This is a genomic window from Parafilimonas sp., from assembly GCF_051953455.1.
Classification (GTDB): Bacteria; Bacteroidota; Bacteroidia; order Chitinophagales; family Chitinophagaceae; genus Parafilimonas.
On sequence record NZ_JBQCIT010000018.1, the window covers coordinates 1 to 21,489 of the forward strand.

At 40.1% G+C, this 21,489-nt stretch carries 26 protein-coding genes and 1 pseudogene; 9 read left to right on the plus strand and 18 right to left on the minus strand.

What is annotated here, in order from left to right; translation table 11 throughout:
* The 13 genes and pseudogenes from ACTHN6_RS07255 to dtd form a co-directional block, all read right to left on the minus strand.
* Nucleotides 1–613: 2Fe-2S iron-sulfur cluster-binding protein (locus tag ACTHN6_RS07255; protein WP_440435074.1), on the minus strand; the 613-nt coding region annotated here is incomplete at its 3' end.
* Nucleotides 614–742: 129 nt separating this feature from the next.
* Nucleotides 743–1,032 (minus strand): annotated as a pseudogene (locus ACTHN6_RS07260) (four helix bundle protein).
* A 34-nt stretch (nt 1,033–1,066) separates the two neighbouring features.
* Nucleotides 1,067–2,419, minus strand: coding sequence for an NADH-quinone oxidoreductase subunit NuoF (nuoF, locus tag ACTHN6_RS07265; protein WP_440435075.1), 1,353 nt, complete (start codon nt 2,417–2,419; stop codon nt 1,067–1,069).
* An 82-nt stretch (nt 2,420–2,501) separates the two neighbouring features.
* Nucleotides 2,502–2,918 (minus strand): VOC family protein, encoded by a 417-nt coding sequence (locus ACTHN6_RS07270; protein ID WP_440435076.1) that lies wholly within the window; start codon nt 2,916–2,918, stop codon nt 2,502–2,504.
* 3 nt (nt 2,919–2,921) lie between these two features.
* On the minus strand, nt 2,922–3,353 hold the full coding sequence (locus ACTHN6_RS07275) for a copper resistance protein NlpE (protein WP_440435077.1): 432 nt from the start codon (nt 3,351–3,353) through the stop codon (nt 2,922–2,924).
* Nucleotides 3,353–3,853, minus strand: coding sequence for an NADH-quinone oxidoreductase subunit NuoE family protein (locus ACTHN6_RS07280; protein WP_440435078.1), 501 nt, complete (start codon nt 3,851–3,853; stop codon nt 3,353–3,355). The genes ACTHN6_RS07275 and ACTHN6_RS07280 overlap by 1 nt, the downstream gene beginning before the upstream one ends.
* Before the next feature lie 19 nt (nt 3,854–3,872).
* Nucleotides 3,873–5,114 (minus strand): NADH-quinone oxidoreductase subunit D, encoded by a 1,242-nt coding sequence (locus ACTHN6_RS07285; protein WP_440435079.1) that lies wholly within the window; start codon nt 5,112–5,114, stop codon nt 3,873–3,875.
* A 23-nt stretch (nt 5,115–5,137) separates the two neighbouring features.
* Nucleotides 5,138–5,731: an NADH-quinone oxidoreductase subunit C gene (locus tag ACTHN6_RS07290; protein WP_440435080.1), complete on the minus strand. Its 594-nt coding sequence runs from the start codon at nt 5,729–5,731 to the stop codon at nt 5,138–5,140.
* 87 nt (nt 5,732–5,818) lie between these two features.
* Entirely contained in the window at nt 5,819–6,409 is a 591-nt protein-coding gene (locus ACTHN6_RS07295) for an NADH-quinone oxidoreductase subunit B (protein WP_440435081.1), read from the minus strand.
* A gap of 99 nt (nt 6,410–6,508) precedes the next feature.
* Nucleotides 6,509–6,910: an NADH-quinone oxidoreductase subunit A gene (locus tag ACTHN6_RS07300; protein WP_440435082.1), complete on the minus strand. Its 402-nt coding sequence runs from the start codon at nt 6,908–6,910 to the stop codon at nt 6,509–6,511.
* Between the two features lie 141 nt (nt 6,911–7,051).
* A complete protein-coding gene (locus tag ACTHN6_RS07305) occupies nt 7,052–7,330 on the minus strand; it encodes a hypothetical protein (RefSeq protein ID WP_090658246.1) in 279 nt (92 codons plus the stop codon).
* A gap of 88 nt (nt 7,331–7,418) precedes the next feature.
* The gene (locus ACTHN6_RS07310) at nt 7,419–8,300 is read right to left on the minus strand and encodes a sugar phosphate isomerase/epimerase family protein (protein ID WP_440435083.1); all 882 of its coding nucleotides are present in this window, start codon (nt 8,298–8,300) and stop codon (nt 7,419–7,421) included.
* A 128-nt stretch (nt 8,301–8,428) separates the two neighbouring features.
* Nucleotides 8,429–8,881, minus strand: a complete 453-nt coding sequence (gene dtd, locus ACTHN6_RS07315; RefSeq protein ID WP_440435084.1) for a D-aminoacyl-tRNA deacylase — start codon at nt 8,879–8,881, stop codon at nt 8,429–8,431.
* Nucleotides 8,882–8,918: 37 nt separating this feature from the next.
* Between dtd and arfB the strand changes: the two genes are divergently transcribed.
* Nucleotides 8,919–9,326 (plus strand): alternative ribosome rescue aminoacyl-tRNA hydrolase ArfB, encoded by a 408-nt coding sequence (gene arfB, locus ACTHN6_RS07320; protein ID WP_440435085.1) that lies wholly within the window; start codon nt 8,919–8,921, stop codon nt 9,324–9,326.
* A gap of 25 nt (nt 9,327–9,351) precedes the next feature.
* Here the strand turns inward: arfB and ACTHN6_RS07325 are convergent, their stop codons facing one another.
* Nucleotides 9,352–10,104, minus strand: coding sequence for an ABC transporter substrate-binding protein (locus ACTHN6_RS07325; RefSeq protein ID WP_440435086.1), 753 nt, complete (start codon nt 10,102–10,104; stop codon nt 9,352–9,354).
* A gap of 30 nt (nt 10,105–10,134) precedes the next feature.
* Here ACTHN6_RS07325 and deoC point away from each other — a divergent pair, with 30 nt between their 5' ends.
* The 6 genes from deoC (at nt 10,135) to ACTHN6_RS07355 (ending at nt 15,253) form a co-directional block, all read left to right on the plus strand.
* Entirely contained in the window at nt 10,135–10,845 is a 711-nt protein-coding gene (deoC, locus tag ACTHN6_RS07330) for a deoxyribose-phosphate aldolase (protein ID WP_440435087.1), read from the plus strand.
* A 75-nt stretch (nt 10,846–10,920) separates the two neighbouring features.
* On the plus strand, nt 10,921–11,343 hold the full coding sequence (locus tag ACTHN6_RS07335) for an SPOR domain-containing protein (RefSeq protein ID WP_440435088.1): 423 nt from the start codon (nt 10,921–10,923) through the stop codon (nt 11,341–11,343).
* Between the two features lie 9 nt (nt 11,344–11,352).
* Nucleotides 11,353–12,534, plus strand: a complete 1,182-nt coding sequence (locus ACTHN6_RS07340) for a M20 metallopeptidase family protein (protein ID WP_440435089.1) — start codon at nt 11,353–11,355, stop codon at nt 12,532–12,534.
* A 58-nt stretch (nt 12,535–12,592) separates the two neighbouring features.
* Nucleotides 12,593–13,336, plus strand: a complete 744-nt coding sequence (locus tag ACTHN6_RS07345; RefSeq protein WP_440435090.1) for an MlaE family ABC transporter permease — start codon at nt 12,593–12,595, stop codon at nt 13,334–13,336.
* Nucleotides 13,337–13,630: 294 nt separating this feature from the next.
* Nucleotides 13,631–14,290: a phosphoadenylyl-sulfate reductase gene (locus ACTHN6_RS07350; protein ID WP_440435091.1), complete on the plus strand. Its 660-nt coding sequence runs from the start codon at nt 13,631–13,633 to the stop codon at nt 14,288–14,290.
* 39 nt (nt 14,291–14,329) lie between these two features.
* Nucleotides 14,330–15,253, plus strand: coding sequence for an NAD-dependent epimerase/dehydratase family protein (locus ACTHN6_RS07355; protein ID WP_440435092.1), 924 nt, complete (start codon nt 14,330–14,332; stop codon nt 15,251–15,253).
* 293 nt (nt 15,254–15,546) lie between these two features.
* Here ACTHN6_RS07355 and ACTHN6_RS07360 read toward each other — a convergent pair whose 3' ends face one another.
* Both ACTHN6_RS07360 and gatC read right to left on the minus strand, forming a co-directional pair.
* Nucleotides 15,547–16,251, minus strand: a complete 705-nt coding sequence (locus tag ACTHN6_RS07360; RefSeq protein ID WP_440435093.1) for an ABC transporter ATP-binding protein — start codon at nt 16,249–16,251, stop codon at nt 15,547–15,549.
* Between the two features lie 24 nt (nt 16,252–16,275).
* On the minus strand, nt 16,276–16,575 hold the full coding sequence (gene gatC / locus ACTHN6_RS07365; RefSeq protein WP_440435094.1) for an Asp-tRNA(Asn)/Glu-tRNA(Gln) amidotransferase subunit GatC: 300 nt from the start codon (nt 16,573–16,575) through the stop codon (nt 16,276–16,278).
* Between the two features lie 122 nt (nt 16,576–16,697).
* Between gatC and ACTHN6_RS07370 the strand changes: the two genes are divergently transcribed.
* Nucleotides 16,698–18,077: a sigma-54-dependent transcriptional regulator gene (locus ACTHN6_RS07370; RefSeq protein WP_440435095.1), complete on the plus strand. Its 1,380-nt coding sequence runs from the start codon at nt 16,698–16,700 to the stop codon at nt 18,075–18,077.
* Complete coding sequence (locus ACTHN6_RS07375; protein WP_440435096.1) at nt 18,070–18,426, plus strand: Hpt domain-containing protein; 357 nt, start codon at nt 18,070–18,072, stop codon at nt 18,424–18,426. Before ACTHN6_RS07370 ends, ACTHN6_RS07375 begins: the two co-directional genes overlap by 8 nt.
* 2 nt (nt 18,427–18,428) lie before the next feature.
* On the opposite strand, the gene ACTHN6_RS07380 is transcribed toward ACTHN6_RS07375, so the two are convergent.
* A complete protein-coding gene (locus ACTHN6_RS07380) occupies nt 18,429–19,763 on the minus strand; it encodes an ATP-binding protein (RefSeq protein WP_440435097.1) in 1,335 nt (444 codons plus the stop codon).
* A 31-nt stretch (nt 19,764–19,794) separates the two neighbouring features.
* On the minus strand, nt 19,795–21,426 hold the full coding sequence (locus ACTHN6_RS07385) for an eCIS core domain-containing protein (protein WP_440435098.1): 1,632 nt from the start codon (nt 21,424–21,426) through the stop codon (nt 19,795–19,797).
* Nucleotides 21,427–21,489: the final 63 nt, after the last annotated feature.

The window sequence follows — 21,489 nt, forward strand, 5'->3', positions numbered from 1 at the left end:
AATCATTGTCCAGGCTTTTTTCAATGTATGTAGCAATTTCAGAATGGTCGCCACGGTCTAAAATTCCATGTTGCCTTGTTTTTGTTAACTGGTCTGCAACAAATACACAGCGATAACAAAGAATGCAGCGCGTCATGTGCAGTTGAATATGCGGGCCTAAAGTATGTTTATCAAAAACCCTTTTCTCAAAATCAAAACGGGAGCCCTCTTTACCATGGTTGAAGCTCAGGTCCTGGAGGTCGCATTCACCCGCCTGGTCGCATATAGGACAATCCAACGGATGATTGATTAATAACATTTCCACCACGCCGTTCCTTGCATCAATCACACGCTGTGAAGTAATATTTTTTACTTCCATGCCATCCATTACCGTTGTTCTGCAACTGGCCACAAGTTTCGGCATTGGCCGCGGGTCTTTTTCTGAACCTTTGCTTACTTCAACCAAACAGGTTCTGCATTTACCGCCGCTATTTTGCAGTTTGGAATAATAGCACATTGCCGGTGGCGCCACATCGCCCCCTATCTGGCGGGCAGCATTTAATATGGTTGTACCTGCAGGAACTTCTACAGTTATGTTATCTATTGTTACTTTAAATAATTGTTGTTCTGCCATAAGTAAAAAGTCAAAATTAAAAATTCAAAAACCAAAACATCAGCCTTGTTTAACAGAAATAATTATCGATGCAATGATCTTTGACAATTCATCTGCTTCCTGTAACAGATAGGCAACTTTATTTTTATCTTATTGAATTGAATCCCTGATTAAACACAACCAATACTTTGTTTCATTCGCGGATTTCAAAGCAATAACATAAAAATTCAAAAATCTTTTTTTGAAGCGCCCGCTTTTGCTTCAACAAGATTAACTCCAATTGAAGTTGCGCTTCGTATTAACTGATCAAAAATCGAATAAAATATTTTTTCAAATTTTGTTTCGGAAACGAATGATAGAATATCCTTTGAAAACTGAAAAGCACGATGCTTTATATTATAAGTTTTCTGAGGGTCTTCTATTAAATAATCGTTCTCCAATTTTTTGATTTTTGACTTTTTATTTTTGAATTGATTATGCTGTTACTGCCAATTCATCTGCATAATGTGCCAAACCATAATTGTGCTGCTGGGCCTCATCGGGGTTTAACACATGCCATTCAAATTCATCCCTGAAATGTCTTATGGCTGCTGCAACCGGCCATGCGGCTGCATCACCCAGCGGGCAAATGGTATTGCCTTCTATCTTGCTCTGGATATCCCATAACAAATCAATATCGCTCATTTTACCCTTGCCGTATTCTATATTCTTTAATATCTTTTCCATCCAGCCGGTGCCTTCACGACAGGGTGAACATTGCCCGCAACTTTCATGGCGGTAAAATCTTGCCAGTGTTAATGTGTGGCGCACTACGCACTGGTCTTCGTCAAGCACAATAAAACCACCGCTGCCCATCATAGTGCCCGTTGCAAAACCACCGTCAGATAAACTTTCATAGTTCATCATGCGGGTTTCACCTTTGGCGGTTTTCAGTAAAAGATTGGCAGGGAGAATTGGCACAGACGACCCGCCCGGGATACATGCTTTTAATCTTTTTCCGTTGGGGATACCGCCACAATATTCATCACTATAAATAAATTCTTCAACAGAAATAGTCATGTCAATTTCATACACGCCGGGCTTATTAATGTTACCGCATGCTGAAATTAATTTAGTACCTGTTGAACGGCCAACGCCAATCTTTGCATATTCTTCGCCGCCCACATTAATGATAGGTACGACGGCTGCCAATGTTTCAACATTATTAACAACAGTCGGTCTTTCCCAAACACCTTTAATGGCAGGAAATGGCGGCTTAATTCTTGGATTGCCGCGTTTGCCCTCAAGGCTTTCTATTAATGCCGTTTCTTCGCCGCAGATATAGGCGCCGGCGCCACGCTGTACATATATTTCACAATCAAAACCGCTGCCCAAAATATTTTTACCGAGCCAGCCATTGTTTTTTGCTTCTGCAATGGCTTGTTCAAGAATATCAACGATCCAAGCATATTCGCCGCGGATATAAATATAGGTGGTGTTTGAGCCGAGTGCGTAAGAAGAAACAATCAGTCCTTCAATCAACAAATGCGGAATAAACTCCATCAGGTACCTGTCTTTAAAAGTGCCCGGCTCGCTTTCATCTGCATTGCAAACAAGGTGGCGCGGCACACCTTCGGGTTTTGCAATAAAACTCCATTTCAAACCCGTTGGAAAGCCTGCGCCGCCACGACCGCGCAGACCGCTTTTTTTCACTTCTTCCACAATGTCGGCAGGCGACATTTTAAACGCTTTCTCCACACTTCTGTAACCGCCTTCCCTCCGGTATGTTTCATAATACCGGATGCCTTCAACGTGATCTTTTTCTAATAAAACTTTTTTTATAGCCATTCCTTTTTTGGAATTTTTTTATGTTATCAGCTTCAGTACTTCGTGGCGTCACGGTTGTGTCACTCACTTGTACGCTATCAATTTATTCAGCTTTTTTTCCTTCGTAATTAAACATCCAATTCACACCGAATTTGTCCTGCAACATTCCAAAAGTTGCTCCCCAGAATTGTTTTGCCAGCGGCATGGTAACTTTTCCGCCTTCAGCCATTTTATTAAATACTTCCTCTATTTTTTTATCGTCATCCACTTCAACAGACAACTGGATATTTCCATCTGTGTTGACAAGCTGCCCGTTAAAAGAATCGGAAATCATAATAATATTATTGCCAAACTTTAAACGTGAGTGAATGATTTTATCATTTAAACTTTCATCACCTTTCATCGGGCTGTCACCGTAACGGTTAATGACTAATATTTCACCGTCAAAAACATCTTTATAAAAATTCAGCACTTCTTCAGCATTGCCGTTAAAATGCAAGTATGGAACCAGATGATACATAATTTATTTTTTATGTAGAATAAACTTGCTGGCCAATGGCCCGCTTATCCTGTTACCATTGCCATCCAGCTGAATCAAAGCTGTATCTGTTTTTATATATTTAACGGAGTTGCTGCCGTGCAATAAATACAACGTGTCAACACCATGTATATTCCATGTTCCCGTGTCTTTAAACGTATTATTACTGCTGTCAACCCTGCTGCCTTTATATACTGAAGTCATTATATAACTGCTGTCATGTTTATTAAGCTGAAGCGATACATCAATGCCTTCACAGTCTGCACAGGGTAACGAACCTGTATATTCTTCCGCATTTATTACAAACGCTTTAGGTACTTCGGTTTTAAAAGCGCTGTCGTTTGCAGCAATCTGGTCTGAACCGGGGCCACAGGCTGCCAGCATGCTTACTGATAATATGAAATAAAGTTTTTTCACTAATTAAGACTGGTTGCATTTGTTCTGCACTCTTCAATTAACTGGTCAATTTTCTCTTTGGTTAAATGTTCACGATAATGTTTTCCTAACTGCATCATGGGGGCATAACCACAGGCGCCCAAACATTCAACCGTTTTTAAAGTAAACATACCATCCGCTGTAGTTTCGCCTGGCTTAATGCCAAGTTTCTCCCCAATGTAGGCAATAATATCATCGCTGCCCCTCAGCATACATGGCCCTGTCTGGCAAACCTCAAACATATATTTACCAACAGGTTTTAAATTATACATGCTGTAAAAGGTTGCCACTTCATACACTTCAATCGGTTCAATACTTAAAAGCTCAGCAACATAATCCATTACAGGCACATCCAGCCAGTTGCCAAATTCCTCCTGTGCAATATGCAGTAAAGGCAGCAAGGCGCTTTTCTGTTTGCCTTCAGGATAATGACTGATCAGCTCATTAACTTCTTTTATTTTTTCTTCTGAAAATTTGACCATTTATGTTCAATTCAAAATATTAACTATCCATTTCGCCTGCAATTAAATTGAGGCTGCTCATTGTTATAACTGCATCGCTCAGCATGGCCCCTTTCACCAATTCTTCATAGGCCTGGTAATAAATAAAGCAGGGCCTGCGGAAATGCAAACGGTAAGGCGTTCTGCCGCCATCGCTTATTAAATAAAAACCAAGTTCGCCATTGCCGCCTTCCACACAATGATATACTTCGCCAACCGGCATATCAATCTCACCCATAATAATTTTAAAATGCCATATCAACTGCTCCATCTTCGTATATACATCTTCTTTTTTGGGAAGATAATATTCAGGAACATCTGCATGATATACCTCTGCTTCTTCTCCTTTAAAATCCTGTATTTTCTGATAAGCCTGTTCTATGATCTTCATCGACTGCCACATCTCCTGGTCGCGTACCAAAAAACGGTCATAACAATCACCGGTGCTGCCAACCGGAACTTTAAAATCAAAATCCTGGTAACTGCAGTAAGGTGAATGTACACGCACATCATAATCAACGCCGGCAGCACGCAAATTAGGGCCTGTAAAGCCATAATTCAACGCACGTTCTGCGCTTATGGGGCCTGCGCCAATCGTGCGTTCCATGAAGATGCGGTTACGCAGTAAAAGGTCGTCAAGTTCTTTTAATGCTCTTGGGTATTCTTTTAAAAACCTTTCCAGTTTTTCCCAGGTTACATTATTAAAATTTCTTTCGAAACCGCCAATGCGGCCAATATTGGTAGTTAGGCGGGAACCACAAACAGATTCATAGATTTCATAAATCAGCTCACGGTATTGCATTACATACAAGAAACCGGTAAAAGCGCCGGCATCCACGCCCACCACTGAATTACAGATAAGATGATCTGAAATTCTTGCCAGTTCCATTATGATTACGCGGAGATAATCAACACGCTTAGGCGTCTGAATCTTTAACAGTTTTTCGCAGGTTGTATGCCAGCCTATGTTATTGATGGGGCTGCTGCAATAATTCATGCGGTCGGTAAGCGGCGTGATTTGATAAAGCGGCCTGCGTTCTGCAATTTTTTCAAATGCGCGGTGAATATAACCGATGGTTTGTTTGGCAGAAACAATACGCTCGCCATCCATTTCCAGTATATTCTGAAAAACGCCATGCGTGGCCGGATGTGTTGGCCCGAGATTAAGCGTGGTAGTTTGTTTTTCTATGGAACCATCCGGAAGAACAATATGATTATCTTTTATTGATACTACGTCTTGCATTTATGTAGAATAAATCTTATCGTTTAAATCAGTTTATCGCCAACATTACCTTTTTCAGATTCTGCTATGGTTGTATCCGCATCTGTTTTTACAGTTCCATAACCCACAGAACCACCGCGGCCAAACATTTCATCGTCTTTATCTTTTCTTGTCTGGTCTTCGAGAGGATATTCTTTGCGCATAGGGAAATAATCCATTTCATCCACATTTAATATGCGCACAAGGTTTGGATGCCCAATGAAATTTACACCGTAAAAATCATATGTTTCGCGTTCAAGCCAGTTGGCTGCTTCAAACAATCTTGTCGCCGTAAATACATCGGGCTTTGTTATATCAACATAAATTTTAAAGCGCAAACGCACATTGTCAACCATATTGTGCAAATGATATACAATGGCTAACTCACGGCCTTTATTATCCGGATAATGAATGGCATTTAATGTGGTAAGAAACCTGAAACGAAGTTCATCATCATCATACAGAAACTGCATTACTTTCAGGTTCATATCTTTTGGCACTTCAAAGCAAAGCATGCCGTAAGGCTCTTCAAAATTGCTAACCTCGCCGCCAAATTTTTCAGTAAGCTTTTCTTTAATTCTATCGTAAGTTAAACCCATTGCCCGGTCCGCCGCGGCGGATGTTATTTAAAGTTTATAATTTATTCTGTTAAGCACCTGATTAATTCCCCTTTAGGGGATCGGGGCTTATTGTATGCCATAACTGTTAAGCAACGCTTTATAATGTTCACTGTTTCTTCTGCGCAAACTTTCGTTATGCACCAGGTCCTGTATTTTCAAAACACCATCAATCACGGCTTCCGGCCTTGGCGGGCAACCGGGAATATACACATCAACCGGGATAATCTGGTCAATGCCCTGTAAAACAGAATACGTATCAAATACGCCGCCCGATGCAGCGCAGGCGCCCATTGCCAAAACCCAGCGTGGCTCTGCCATCTGAAGGTAAACCTGTTTTAAAACAGGGCCCATTTTTTTGGCTATAGTACCCATTACCATCAGTAAATCGCACTGGCGCGGTGTAAAACCCAAACGTTCGGAACCAAAGCGTGCAAGGTCGTACGTTGCCGCCATGGTAGCCATAAATTCAATGCCGCAACAACTTGTGGCAAAAGGTAAAGGCCATATAGAATTTTTTCTTGCCAGGCCAATCACCTTTTCAAGGTTTGTTGCAAAATAGCCTTCGCCCATTGAGCCTTCCGGCATATCGGCCAATGCTATATTATCGTGAATAGATGTTCCTTTTGGGTGTATATTAAATCTAACCGGTCTTGCCATTATCTTAATTTTGAAAATTTAAAAATTTGAAAATTCAGCCTCAGTTCATTAGCACGTACTTCCTATCTGCCAAAGGCAGGAAATCTTCAAATTAAATATTTAATCTTCCCACTTTAAAGCGCCTTTCTTTATTATATAGATAAATCCTGTTAAAAAGAAACCCACAAACAACAACACTTCAATAAACCCATTCCAGCCCAGCGATTTAAAATTTACTGCATAAGGATAAAAGAATATCACTTCCACATCAAACAGTACAAATAAAATAGCCACCAGGAAATACTTGATGGCTAAGGGCTGTCGTGCATTTCCATGACTTTCTATACCGCTTGCAAAGTTTTCGAGTTTTTCCGCTGTTTTCCTTTTTGGGCCCAGCAGGTGTGTTGCAATCATCACAGTGGCAACAAAGCCTGCGGCAAAAATTATTTGTATGCCGATCGGCACATAGTCTGCTGAATTTCCTGTAACAACTGTATCAAGTAAATAAACTAATGAGTTCATGAATGAAGGGCGCTTTGAATACGGCAAAAGTAAGTGTGATTTATTACAATAAAAAACAAGTTATTAACTGAAATAATATTTTATCGCTATTAAAACAAAAGCCTGCTTTAGCGCAGGCTTTATGTAATTTTTTATCAAATACTAAGTTGTTGCTTCTTCAGGTGCATTAAGATTATACTTTTTTGCAAAATCATCGCGGTGCACCTGCAAATCTTCTATGAGTTTGGAAACTGTTTCAAGCGTATCATCTGCGTGGCCATGCACATCGGGCAGTGATTTATCAAGAAGGCTCACACCTGCATTAATATTTTCCGCCTCTAATTGCGCAATCTTTTTTAATAAAGATGTTTGCGAATTTTTAACGTCATCCAATTCACGAAGCATTTTGTCAATTGCCTCAAGTTTAGCACGTTTTTCCATAGTTATTTATTTTGTTATGGAAATAGTGCAAACATCATGCAGGTATGCACAGGCTGGAAACATTTGCAAAACATAAACAACCGGGCGGCTATTTCAATTTAGCTACCTGCTCATCAAAATACTGCTTTGTAAATATTACATCGGGCAGGTTATGTTCCCAGTTTGATTCATGTTCAATAGACATCATTCCATTAAAATTCTGTCTTTTTAATTCAGTGAATATGGCCGGGAAATCAAGCACTCCTTTTGAAACTACGGTGTCTGCGGCCTCTGTATCATCAAATTTCACAATGTCTTTTAAATGCACACCAATAATGTGGCCATCCAGTTTCTTCAATGCTTCAACGGGGTCAATGCCATTGCGTGCCCAGTGGCCAATATCAGCGCAAGAACCAATGTTGGAATGATTAGCTATGGCAGCTAAAACAGAATCCGGGCTCCAGTATGCATTTGGTTTTGGATGATCGTGAATAGCGATTTTTATACCATAAACGCCGGCAAGGCTGTCAATCATGTCCCACTGTGTTTTTATTGGCTCGGACGTAATATAGCTCAGGCCAAATTCTTTTGCCAGCTCAAAAGCCTTTATCCATTCCTCTTTATCTTTTGGTGTGATAACGCCCATGGCAACGATTTGTATGCCCTTATCCTGCAAATGTTTTTTAAGCTTTGTGCGTGTATCAGCATCCATGCCTGCACCAAATTCGCCTTTCATATCGCCGCCAAGTTTTTGACCCCAGAAAGCTTCAATGTTTTTTATACCGGCGCTGTCAACCTTATCAAGCGCTTCGGTGAATGTAAACAGCCTGAATGTCCACATTTGCACACCAAGTTTAAACCCATCTGTGCTGCCCGCAGCTACAGTAGAATCTGCAGCAGTAGAATCGGTATTGGAAGAGGCAGAACCGCCGCTATTGCAAGCTGCGAGGCCAATCATGCAGCCAAGTAAAGCTATTGCAAGCAATTTCATAAGTAAATAAATTTTAGGTGATAGATTTTAAAAACGGCAAAATAGTTATAGCGCTTTAACATATCTCAATAAATAAAATAAAACGATAGTATTTAAGACTTCTTTCACAAAAGGTCTTAAATAAATAATCATTCTTTTTGTTTCGTATCAAACCATATTGTTACAGGCCCGTCGTTCAGTAATCTCACTTTCATATCGGCGCCAAAAACACCGGTTCCAATTTTTTTGCCGAGGTCTTTTTCAAGTTGCACAATCATGTTTTCATACAACGGGATGGCAATTTCAGGTTTACTTGCCTTTATATAAGAAGGGCGGTTTCCTTTTTTGGTGGAGGCCTGCAAGGTAAACTGGCTAACCAGCAAAATACCGCCATCAATATCTTTAATATTAATATTCATTACACCATTATTATCATTAAAAATCCTGAGGTTAACTATTTTACCACTCAGCCATTCAATATCTTCCATGGTATCAGCATCTTCAATTCCTATAAAAACAAGCAGGCCATTTTTAATACTGCCTGTAATATTTCCATCAACTGTTACAGAAGCTTCTGAAACACGTTGTATAACTGCACGCATGTTATGTAATTTTGTTTAAGCGTTTAAAATTAAGATCATGAAGATTGATATAAGCAGCGAAATTATTTTTAAAACCGCCCGCAGCGGTGGTAAAGGCGGGCAAAATGTAAATAAAGTGGAAACAATGGTGGAAGGCCGCTGGCTTGTTGATGCTTCGGATCTGGTAACGGAACAACAAAAGCAATTGCTTGCAGAAAAGCTTTCCAACCGCATAACAACTGATGGCTTTTTCCTGGTGAAATCCCAAACCGAAAGAACGCAGATGGGCAATAAAGAATCTGTAATTGAAAAGATGAATGCGCTTGTGAACCATGCATTGCAGCCAAAGAAAATAAGGATCGCTACTAAAATTCCAAAAGGCGTAAAAGAAAGAAGGCTTGAAAATAAAAAGCTGCAATCATCGCTTAAAGAAGGAAGAAAAAAATTAAAACGGGAAGATTATTAAATACCTGGTCAGACGCATTAAAGCGTCAGACCAATAGTCTGGATTGAATAAGGTTATCAAAATAATCTGCTGCATATATTAACCTGCTGCCATACCAGCTAAACATTTCTCCATCAACCAACATAATTTTTACTGAAGGAAAAAGGGATTGTATTTCATCTGCCTGTTTTTGTTTGAAAGGAAAAGGTTCTGAAGAAAGCAGCAATACTTCACAGTTCAGCGATTGCAGTTCTTTAATTGTTGTTTCGGGATAGCGCAATTTATCTGCAAACACATTTTGAAGGCCGCAATACTGCATCATGTCATGTATAAATGTATCACTGCCGGCAGCCATGAATGGATTTTGCCAGATAAGATAAGCAGCCCTTCTCTCCTGCTTAATCATTTTTAGTGACGAAAATTTATTTCTGATCAATGCTGTTATGTTATCGGCAGCTTCATCTTTATGCAAAAGTTTGCCCACCTGCAAAATCATATCCAGTGCATCATTAAGATTGAAAATATCACTTACATAAACGTTCGTAAAATCTTGCAAAGCTTCAACCTGCTCTTTTACATTTTCTTCTTTATTGGCAATTATAAGATCGGGGTTTAATGATTTTATTTTTTCAATATTTATATTTTTCGTGCCGCCAATCCTTGTTTTTGTTTTGAACCATTCATCTGGATGCACACAAAATTTTGTAATGCCAATTACTTCTGCGTTTAACCCCAGATCATATAAAAGTTCTGTTTGGGAAGGAACAAGTGAAATAATTCTTTGCGGTTTTTGCTTCATACCTGCCGAAGATAAAAATTCAATGCAAGGATGTATTGTTATTATGATTTTTCTTTGCAGCTACAATATTTTACCATGCAGATAAACAGGTATATCGATCACACAATATTAAAGCCAACAACTTTAATTACAGATATAGAACGCGTATGCAGCGAAGCAAAACAATACAATTTTGCCGCCGTGTGTGTGCCGCCACCTTTTATTAAAACGGCAAAACAACAACTGGCAAATACTGCTGTAAAAACAGCTACGGTTATTGGCTTTCCGTTTGGTTATTCGGCTATTGAAGCCAAACTGGCTGAAACTTTGCTCGCAATTGTTGATGGCGCCGACGAGCTGGATATGGTGATCAATCTTATTGCGCTAAAAAATAACGACTGGCAATATCTTGCCAATGAAATCAATCATATTATTCCTGCGGTTAAACAAAACAGTAAAGTAATTAAACTGATTATAGAATCAGGTGTTTTAACCGATGAAGAAATTATCCGTTGCTGCGAATTATATGCACCTGCTGAAATTGATTTCTTAAAAACTTCAACCGGCTATGCAGAAAAAGGCGCTAGCGTTCATGCCGTTGAATTAATGCGTAAACATTTACCGGAACATATTCAGATAAAAGCCTCAGGCGGCATTAAAACGTATGCGTTCGCCCAAGAATTAATTGATGCCGGCGCAACACGTATCGGCTGCAGCAGCAGTGTACAGATAGTATCGGAGCAGAATGAACCTGGGGCGTAATTCCTAAGTTTCACTTTATATAAAACTTATTTTGCCTTACTTTGCCAGCAGAGTGTTTGATTTATGAAAATAGCAATGAAACATTTATTTTTTTTCCTGGTTGCATGTTTTGTATTTGCTGCCGCAAAAGCAAATGATACCATTATTGTGCATAAAGACGCAAGGATTGACCTGCTGGCTGAAAAGCAGGCTGCCATTAATAAAGTAACATCTAAAATGACCGCCGATGGTTTGTTCAGGGGTTACCGGCTGCAGGTTTTAAACACACGAAGCCGCGATGATGCTTTTAAATTAAAAGCTACCTTACTTGAAAATTTTCCAGATCAGAAAGTATATGTTTTATACCAGTCGCCTTATTTTAAAGTGCGTATAGGTAATTTTGTGCAACGAACAGATGCTGAAGATTTCCGCAAACAATTAAGCACCTATATATCCAACCCTGCTTATGTTGTTAACGATGTAATTGAATACATTCCACAGGCCGGCCAGTTTCAATAAAGCTGATTTATGCTTCCTCAAAAAATAAAAGATTTAACCAAACAATATGCGCCGCAGATGCTCGACATAAGGCGCCACCTGCATGCGCATCCGGAACTGAGTTTCCAGGAATTTAAAACCAGTGAATATATCGGTGAGCAGTTAAAACAATGGAATATTCCTTTTGAAAAAATAGCAGGCACTGGTATTGTTGCGTTGCTTGAAGGTAAAAATCCTTCTTCAAGAATAATTGCATTAAGGGCTGATATTGATGCATTGCCGATTACAGAAGAAAATGATGTGCCTTATAAATCGAAGAACAATGGCGTAATGCATGCCTGCGGTCATGATGTGCACACCACCTGTTTGCTTGGCGCCACAAAAATTCTGAATGATTTGCGCGATGAATGGCAGGGCACCGTTAAACTTATTTTTCAGCCGGGCGAAGAAAAAAATCCCGGCGGCGCCAGCATTATGATTAAAGAAGGCGTACTGGAAAATCCGAAGCCACAGGCCATTCTTGCCATGCATGTGCATCCGGGTTTGCCTATTGGCAAACTAAGTTTCCGGGGTGGTTTAATTATGGCAAGCGCCGATGAAATTTATATAACCATCAAAGGAAAAGGAGGGCACGCCGCATCACCGCATTTAACTGCCGATACTATTTTAATTGCATCACAGGTGGTGGTGAGTTTGCAGCAGATCGTAAGCCGTAATGCCAATCCGTTCACGCCATCCGTTTTATCAATCTGCAGTTTTAACGGTGGTTTTACCACCAATGTTATTCCTTCGGAAGTAAAGCTGATGGGCACTTTCAGAACTATGGATGAAACATGGCGTTATAAAGCGCATGAACTTATAAAAAAGCAGGTAAAAGAAATTGCAGCAGCTATGGGCGCTGAAGCAGATGTGTTGGTTGATGTAGGCTACCCCGCTGTTTACAGCAATGAGGTTATTACAGAAAAAGCAAGCAATCTTGCCAGAGAATATTTTGGTGCTGATAATATTGAAGAAACAGAAATACGCATGGGCGCTGAGGATTTTGGCTTTTATGCGCAAAAAATCCCTGCCTGTTTTTACAGGGTTGGCGTGCGCAATGAAGCCGAAGGCATTGTGCACAATGTGCACACACCAAAGTTTAATGTAGATGAAGAAGCATTGCAAAACGGCGCCGGTATAATGGCGTGGTTTGGCATGAATTTGCAGCCTTAATTCAATTAGCTTTGTTTTAGGGTACAATTTTTATATGAATTATCTTAACTGGTAATATATGATAGGACGTCTTCTCAGCCACGTAGGGAAATATCTTTTAATGTTACGGGGCATGTTTACCCGGCCCGAAAACTTTAAAATGTACTGGAAGGAATTCATGCACCAGTCTGCTGAAATAGGCATAGGTTCTTTACCCATCGTGGCCATTATTTCGGTATTTCTTGGTGCTGTAACCACGGTGCAAACAGCCTACCAGCTGGTAAGCCCGTTAATTCCAAAAGCCACTATTTCCCAGATTACCCGCGATACAATTATACTTGAACTTTCACCCACATTGGTTTGTATTGTATTAGCCGGTGTTGTGGGTAGCAAGATTGCAAGCGAACTGGGTAACATGCGCGTAAGCGAGCAAATAGATGCACTGGAAATTATGGGTATTAATACACGCAATTACCTGGTTTTTCCAAAAGTGCTGGGAGCATTATTGGTTATCCCGGCATTAATTATTATTTCTATGACGCTGGCTATTTGGGGTGGCCGTGTTGGCGGCAGCCTCTCCGGTATTCTTTCGCCGGAAACCTATGATATAGGATTAAGGCAAAGCCTTAATCTTAAAAATATTCCTTTCGCTATGGCTAAGGCTTACACATTTGCCTTCATTATAAGTACCATTGGCGCTTATTATGGTTACTATGTAAAAGGCGGTTCTTTTGAAATTGGCCGGGCCAGTACCACCGCAGTAATTGTAAGCTGTATTTTAATTTTGCTTGCAGATTACCTGCTGGCTGCCCTGCTTCTTTAAGGCAGCATTATTTTTCTGGTAAAAAGAATTATGTGGTAATCAATAACCTGTTTACAGTGTTTCAATTGCCCTCATCAAAAAAATTAATTTTGGAATTTTAATAATCAATCGTTTTATATTTGCAGCCAATGAAAAATCTTTCTTCAATGTGTTGTTGTATGTGTAACATATCTTTTCGGAGAAGGATTATGCTATTGTAATAACAAACAAACAGATTGATAATATAAAAGCCTTCTCTCAACAGGGAAGGCTTTTTCTTTTTGCAACAATTAATCAAAATGGAAAAACATAGTTATGACAGAAGAACAAATAGCCGACAGAATTAAGATTTATAAACAGCTTGGCCTAAAGCTGTTTACCACTTCCTCTTTCCAAACACACAGCACCGTATTGCTGCATATATTAAGTAAAATTGATAATACCATACCGGTTTACTTTATTCATACGGGCTATCATTTCCCGGAAACTTTAAGTTATCGCGACGAGATTGCAAAGTTGTTTGGATTAAACCTCATTAATGTTTATTCTGCCACCGCCAAGATCAACCAGCGCGATGCCAATAACAGGCTTTTATTTGCCAGTGATCCTGATTTATGCTGCCACTTAAATAAAGTGGTTCCGCTTGAACCCGTTTTGGCGCAATACGATATTTGGATAAACGGCGTGCGTGCAGACCAGGGAGAAGTACGCAAGAATTTTAAAGTGGAGGAAAAAGCTAAACTTGGAACTATACGTTTTCATCCTATGCTCGACTGGACAAGCAAGATGATTTACGATTATTTGCGTGAACATAAAATACCCCATCACCCGCTTGAAGATAAAGGTTACTTCAGTATTGGCTGTGAACCGTGCACACGCAAGTGGGACCTTGACAGTATGGACGGAAGAAACGGCCGGTGGTTTGGACTTAAGAAAACCGAATGCGGCCTGAACACCGAACTCGTTGAAAAATAACTATCCTTAATTTTTTAAAGCCATCAACAACTATATTAAATGAATGTACTTATTACAGGCGGCGCCGGATATATAGGCACCGAACTGGTTTATACACTTGGAGAATTGCCTGAAGTTGACAGCATAACTGTATATGATAATTTAAGCCGCGGCAATTATAATCTGTTCATCGGCCACAGGGCCACATCTCCGAAAGTCAAATTTATACATGGTGAAATACTTGATTCGCGCAAGCTGCGCAGCACACTAAAAGGTATTGACGTTGTATTTCATCTTGCTGCAAAAGTAACAACGCCGTTTGCCAATACTGATGGTCATATTTATGAACAAACCAATCATTGGGGCACCGCAGAACTTACTTATGCATTGGAAGAAAGTAATGTAAAAAAATTAATATTTTTAAGCAGCACCGGCGTTTATGGCAATACCACAGATCCTGTTTCAGAAGATTCTTTGCCACAGCCTGATAATTTTTATTCTATCTCAAAGCTTCGCGCAGAACGGCATATAAAACGTTTGGAAGGTAAAATAAAAACTATCATCATACGGCTTGGTAATGTTTACGGATACAGCAAGAGCATGCGCTTTGATGCTGTTATAAACCGGTTTATGTTTGACGCCCATTTTATAAAACGCATTACCATAAACGGTGTGGGCAGCCAGCACCGTTCCTTTATTCATATCAATAAAACAACCGATGTACTTGCCAAGTTGTTAAACACCGATATTCCGGCGGGCACTTATAATCTTTCAGATAAAACTTTAAGCATTCTTGATATTGTTGATGTGATGAGGAATGTGTATGAAGAGCTGGAATCTTTCTTTATTAACCAGAATTACACCGGTCCTAATCTCGAAGTGGAAAGACAATCGAAACTGCTTGAATATATTCCTTTGCCGGAGACGAACCTTGAAGATGAGCTGAAAGAATTCAGGACAAAATTTACGTTTTATCCCGGATAGATTTAGTTAGCTGAAGCAATAAATAATTTATTGTAAGGCGTGCGCTAAAAAGTGTAAAAACTTTAAGCTGTTATAATTTGATTGATAAATAACCAATATTCAAACAGCTTACCGTATTTTTCAATCGTCAAAAAATTCTGCAACGGGAAAATAGGGTTTTTAAGCTTGCTTATGACGGTGTGCCGGTAATGCATATTGATGTGACTGGAGCAGAGTACAAAAGAGCCCGTTATAAATTGATGGATAAAGATATAAGGCAATAATGCTGGCCTTATAACAGTTAACAGCCGCTGTTACTCCGCCATTATTTTAACTGTTTTCAGGTTATCGCTTTCAATATTGCCATCGCGCAAACGCACAACACGTTTTGCATATTCAGCAATATCTTCTTCATGTGTAACCAATACAACCGTATTGCCCGCAGCCTGTATCTGGCCAAAGATTTCCATTACTTCTTTTGAAGTCTTGGAATCCAGGTTACCGGTGGGTTCATCAGCCAGTAATAATGAAGGATTGTTTACCAGCGCTCTTGCAATGGCAACACGCTGAATCTGGCCGCCGCTCATTTCATTAGGTTTGTGATGGCTCCTGTCTGCCAGGCCAACTTTTTGTAAGGCCACCATAGCGCGTTCGGTTCTGTCTTTTTTACTTATGCCTGCGTATATTAAAGGCAATGCAACATTCTCCGCAGCAGTTAAACGCGGCAATAAATTAAACTGCTGAAACACGAAGCCTATTTCGGTATTGCGTACTTCGGCCAAATCATCATCCGGCATTTTGCTTACATCTTTTCCATTGAGGATATACTGGCCTCCACTTGGCGTATCAAGACAGCCGAGAATATTCATCAGCGTACTTTTGCCGCTGCCGCTCGGGCCCATCAGTGCAACATATTCATTGCGCTGAATGGAAAGCGTAATGCCTTTAAGCACTTCAAGCGAGTTATGGCCCATAAAATAAGTTTTCCTGATGTCGTTTAACTCAATAACCGGCTGCATAATTTTTATTGTATAAGGATGAATTTATTCGGTTTCTTTCTTAATTACTTTAGGAACTTTAATAAAGCTTCCGTCGGTTAACGGTGCATTCAGCAAAGCTTCCTGCCTGGTGATTGTTTGCTTCACTTCATCTTCGCGTAACACATTTACGGCATCTGTTATGTGCAGTAATGGCTCTATGCCGGTTGTATCTACTTCTTTAAGCTTCTCCACAAATTCAATCATCCGTTCAAGATCGGCGTTCAATTCCTTTTTTTCTTCTTCAGAAAATTTTAGCTTTGCCAGTACCGCAAGACGGTCAATCATTTCAGACGTAACTTCCATTCAACAAAAATATAGTTTGTGCTTGAGCTAAATAGTAAAAAGGTAGAAACGGTTAAAATTAGGTTTGGATTAAATTGTAAAAAGAAGGGCAAATATTTATATTGCAAACTTAAAATCCTTTTATGCTAAGGGAAGCCGTTCGCATATTTGTGGTTGACGATGATGAGATTTATGCTGCCAAATTAGCTTATTATTTATCACTTAATCCTGAGTTCGAGGTTAAGAAATTTTACTCTGCTAAATCATTAAACGCGTCACTTCACGAAAAACCCGATATTATCACGCTGGATTATTTTATGCCTGATATAAAGGGCGATTCTTTGCTTACCCAAATTAAAGATGTATCGCCGGAAACAGAGGTCATCATTATTTCGGGACAGGAAGATATACAGGTGGCCATTGATCTTTTTAAAAAAGGTGTTCACGATTATATAGTAAAAGATGCAGGCACAGAGCAAAGGCTCTGGATGGCCATTCAAAACCTGAAACAAAATTTTGCCCTTAAAAAAGAAGTGGAAAATTTAAAGCAGCAGGTTGAACGCAAATACAATTTTCAAAACGCCATTATTGGTAACAGCAGCGCCATTAAAAAGGTTTTTGGCCTTATGGAAAAAGCTGCTGCTACGAATATTACCGTTTCCATTACCGGCGAAACAGGAACGGGTAAGGAACTGGTGGCAAAAGCCATTCATTTTAATTCTGAAAGAAAAAAATACCCGTTTGTTCCTGTAAATGTTGCAGCCATTCCGAAAGATTTGTTGGAAAGCGAATTGTTTGGTCATGAGAAAGGATCGTTTACCGGCGCAGCTAACCGGCGCATCGGTAAATTTGAGGAAGCGCACAACGGCACTTTATTTCTTGATGAAATTGGAGAAATGGACATAAATTTGCAGGCGAAACTATTACGTGCCCTGCAGGAAAAAGAAATTACCCGTATAGGCAGTAATGAAATTGTGAAAACTAATGTCCGTATCATAGTGGCCACACACCGTAACTTAAAAGAAGAAATAACCAGAGGAAACTTCAGGGAAGATCTATATTATCGCCTGCTGGGTTTGCCTATTGTGTTGCCGCCGTTACGGGAACGTGATAATGATATTTTACTGATAGCAAAATATTTTATTGACCAGTTTTGTAAGGAGAACGGCCTCGGCAAAAAACATTTGTCGCTCGATGCCAAGCAAAAGCTCTTAACCTATACCTTTCCCGGGAACATAAGAGAAATAAAATCCATTATAGAACTGGCCTGCGTTATGGCCGATGGAGAGCAAATTGAAGAAAACGATTTGCAGATACATTTCACGCCTCTTAAAGTAAATCATACAAAGAATGGTAACTATACTTTAAAAGAATATACTATTAAATTAATTCAACAGTACCTTGATGAATACGATTATGATGTATTAAAAGTTGCCGGCAAATTAGACGTTGGCAAATCAACCATATACAGAATGATCAACAATTACGGGCTGAAAACTGAAAAACGCAAAACCAATGCCTGAAGTAGCAAAACTATACGACACGGCGCTTTTAATTCGTACCCACAATGCCGACCAGGAGTTTGTAAAATTTATGGCCTCACTTTTTGTGCAGCACATGCCTGAAAGCAATGCCGGTCTCGAAAAAGCATGTGCAGAAAGCAATTGGGAAAAAGTTTACTTTTTCGCGCATAAAATGAAGGCCAGTATCGACCTCTTTAACCTGGAGCCAATTAAAGATATTATCCGGAAGGTGGAGCAGCGGGCGCTGAAGTTTACGCAAACAGATCTTATACCCAAAGATGTTATGTTTATAACAGACTATATACAGCAATGTATATCGGCCATGAAAATGGAATTTGAACTGAAGTAAATTCAGGCAATAGTTCTCTCGGTTTTACGCAGCTCTCTTTTAATGCCCTCTGTTATACTTTTTTGCCTTATATAATCATCGTTTGCGGCAATTGTTTTAAGCATTGCATAGTGCATTACATTTAATATGCCTGCACCGGTAAGTTCATATTTATTCGCAAGATCAGCCAGTTCTACCTGCGGGTCAATTTTCAAATTACCGGGCATTGACTTTTCCCAAAGCAAAAGCCTTTCCCTGTTATCAGGCATAGGAAAATAAACGGTTGTATGAAAGCGGCGCACAAAAGCGCTGTCAATATTATTTTTAAAATTACTGGCCAGTATGAGTAAGCCTGAATAATCTTCAATGCGCTGTAACAAATAACTTACTTCCTGGTTAGCATAACGGTCGTGGGAATTTTGCACACTCGTTCTTTTGCCAAACAAAGCATCCGCTTCATCAAAGAATAATATCCAGTTTTTATACTCTGCCTTTGAAAAAACCTTTTCAAGGTTCTTTTCCGTTTCACCAATATATTTCGACACTACCTGCGAAAGATCGATCCGGTAAACATCCCTGTTAAAATGATTGCCCAATAAAGTGGCTGTAAGTGTTTTGCCGGTACCGGACGGGCCATAAAATAAAACGCGGTAACCCGGCTTTATCTTTCTTTTCATCACCTCATCTTCCAGCAGCTTTGCGTTATGCTGCATCCAGATCATTATATCATTAATCTGGCTGGAAGTTGTATTGTTTAATACAGCATCTTCCCATTGCATTTGCGTGGTAATTTTTTTTGCCGGGAAATCGGGGCCGAATTTTATTTCCGCATCACCGCCATTAATGAATGCAGTGATGTATTCTTCACTCAGTATAATTTTACCACTCATTAAAGGATCTCCGTCTTTTACTTTTTCCAATTGAATGATTCCCTCTTTTATAAGATAGCTTTTATGCAAAAGCAATTGTTGAATCTCCAGTCTTTTCTCTATGCTGTTTCCCGCTAAAATAAATTGCGCTGTTTCTCCTGTGGGCAGCATACTGCGTTGTGATGTGCCCTTCACCCCTCCTATCTCGGCAAAATCGCCACCCTGTGGTAAATATTGCTGAATAATATTGTCATAAAAATTGGGCTGGATATGCGGCACCAGCGTAATTAAAAAAATTACTTTCTCCTCAGCCGTAACGTCTTTGCGTTCAAACAATTGACACAATAAAGAATTATCATTATTCAAGGATAGTGATGGAAAATTTATCGCTGCCGATTCTGTTTTGCCAAAGAAAATATCCAGCCGCTGCTGCAGCAGGTTTGCAAGAAAATTTACAGAAGCAATGATATTGGAGTAATTCGTTTTCAAAATTTTATCTGTTTAAAACAAAAATTAAAACTTATAAACTGCCTGATGTAAACGGAGAAGCTGTTGCCGGGCTCATCTTTCCCCACAACTGTACATATTCAAACAATTCAAAACTGGGCTGGTCAAAAAACAGCATGCGGTCAATAACAGAAGTATCTGCCGTTAAATCAAATAAATGATTACCGCTAACCGTAAGTTCCGGCTCATACAGTTTGATGTGACTATCTGCTGCATCTTTAAATATCAGCATTTGGTGGCCATGCTTCCTGTCCCTGTTCAAATCAATAGCAGAAGCATTTGGCTTTCCGGTGGTGGTATCAATTCTGCGGATGGAAACAGTTCGCAACGGACGATCCCGTTCATCAGTTTGCGTATATCTTAAACGCTGCTGTGTTGTTGGCACACCGGCTTCATCAAATACAGAATTAAATGATACATTCCATGAGTTAAGCATAAACTGTTCTCCGGGTTGTAAGGAAGCGGCCTGGCTTAGCAACTCTGCGCCGGTAGCGCACCACACATCCATATTTGTCATAGTTTGTGCAGTGTCGAGCATGGGTGTGATCTGTTCACGGACTGTGCCTGCGTTTGTTGCAGGCGTGCCTTTATCATCGGCATAAAACAAATCGTGCACGGCTTCCATAGCCCAATACATATCGCCGTAGGTTGCGTGCCGCGTTTCAATCTGTCTTTTCACATAATCAATCACACGCAGGGCTGTACGTACTCTTGCGGTCATGCCGCCTGCACTTAACATTCCCTGCAGTGAAATAGAATTTAGATAACCAATAGCAGCAGCAGGCCCCATTAATATATGGCTCATTAAAGCCACCGCCTGCACACATCTTACAGCATCGCTGTCTGTGCCGGGAATACGGTCGTATTGACCTAATTTATTGGCAATATCATTGCCGTTCCAGCCGCCGGTTGTAAAAGGTAAAACAGTAGTTGGTAACTGGCTGTTGAGTTCAATATGTGCCGTGTCAACAGCCATTGTCATACTGCCGGGTGGCGGCGGTGTGCTGAGTGAACTGAGGTCTGAAGGCATGCCGGAATGTATGGTTGTTGCAGGCATCTCAATCACTTCCTGCCGCTGCACCATAGCGTTTCCTTTTTGCTGTACTACATGCGTTAATTCGTGCGCCAGCAATTTTTTACCAGCATCTGTATCGGGTTGATATTGCCCTTCGCCAAACACAATATTACTGCCATGCGTGTAAGCAAGTGCATTAATGTTTTTTGCTGATTGACGGGCCTCGCTGTTGGTATGAATTTTTACATCAGAAAAATCATATCCTATACCGGATTCGAAAAAACTTTTTTGCTCTGTACTTAATGAAGCGCCGCCCGAAAGATTGCTGATATAATTTTCAGCTTGTTCATTTACGGCCGTTGGCTGGCCACTGTTGCTTTCTTTACGTTGTGCCTTCTCTTCTTCTTCACACTGGGCGCATTTGCGCTGAATATTAACCGGCGGCCTGAAAAAAGATTGTTGTGGAAAAGCGCTATCGTTCATCCGCATTACTTTATCTGCCACAGCATCGGCTTCCTGCTCATACACATCATCCGGCTGGTTGATTGAAAGTTTTGGCTGGAAGAATATCCCGTTGTTAGTTCTTGCGTTCTCAGTTCCGGTTTCGTGTTTCTGTTTTGTGGTTAGCATAATTATTTACTAAAATTAATTGTAACGGTTAATGAATTTAAGCAGTTTATTGAAACCGTTAAT